Below are 990 nucleotides of genomic sequence, written 5' to 3' on the forward strand. Positions count from 1 at the left end.
GTTCAGGGCGAGGACCTGGAGAAGGGTGCGCTCGACGATCGCGTCATGCTCCAGGAAGCCGCCTCGGGGCTGAATGCGGCGGAAAAAGCGCAGCTGGTCAGTGCGCACGGACAACTCTTGAATCGGGTGCGTGCCGCATGTGCGGCACAGATCGATCAGGCCAATGCGGAGATGGTCCAGCTCATCGCCGACGCCCGGGCGACGATCACGGCACTGGATGCGCTCGAGACTGCGCTCAACGCTCGTCTCGAGGGCAGCGGCACTCCCGTTCCGGACTTAAAACGGTTCCTGCAGCGTTTGCTGACGACACTTGAACGGAATTCAGCGGCCGGCGCGGTGACGAATGGCGCAGCCACGCAGGCGGTGCCGACGGAACTGGCAACGCCTGCTCGAAACGGTCATGGAGCCGATGCTATGGCAAGTATGGCAAGCTATGCGGACTCGAGCACGGGACTCCCCGACCGGATCTCCTCGCGCGACGACGTGGTGAAATGCCTCGACCTGGTCGTCGCCTTCTATGACCGTACCGAACCGTCGAGCCCAATTCCGCACCTGGCTCGGCGGGTCCGTCGGATGGTGCACATGGATTTCGTTGAACTGATGGAAGATCTCGCCCCTTCGGGGCTGAAGGAGTTCAGGCTGCTGGCCGGCGTTCCCGATGCCAAGAAGACGGCTCAGAAGGATGAAAGGTAACAACACATGCCAGCCGAAAGCAAAGCCAAGGTCATCGAACGAAATCGCGCGCCGCGGGTGCAGATCGCCTACGATGTGGAAACCTACGGCAGCCCGACGACGATCGAACTGCCGTTTGTCATGGGCGTGATGGCCGACCTTGCCGGTGCTTCGCAAACCAAGGAAGCGTCAAAGTCGGTGCTGGACCGCTCCTTTGTCGAGACCGACGCGAACCGCTTCCCAAAATTCATGGAGGCGCTCGGCCCCCGCGTCAAAGCGCGGGTGAAGAACACGCTGCCGCAGGCCGAGGGCCAGGAG

Annotated in this window: 1 protein-coding gene and 1 pseudogene; both read left to right on the forward strand. The window is 62.5% G+C overall.

The window, feature by feature from the left end:
- Positions 1-693 (forward strand): annotated as a pseudogene (locus EOA22_RS35115) (type VI secretion system protein TssA); the annotation flags it as partial.
- A gap of 6 nt (positions 694-699) precedes the next feature.
- Positions 700-990 (forward strand): type VI secretion system contractile sheath small subunit (gene tssB / locus EOA22_RS35120; protein WP_127390688.1); only part of this gene is annotated, 291 nt, incomplete at its 3' end.

The organism is Mesorhizobium sp. M7A.F.Ca.US.014.04.1.1 (assembly GCF_003998745.1).
In the GTDB taxonomy this organism is placed as follows: domain Bacteria; phylum Pseudomonadota; class Alphaproteobacteria; order Rhizobiales; family Rhizobiaceae; genus Mesorhizobium; species Mesorhizobium ciceri.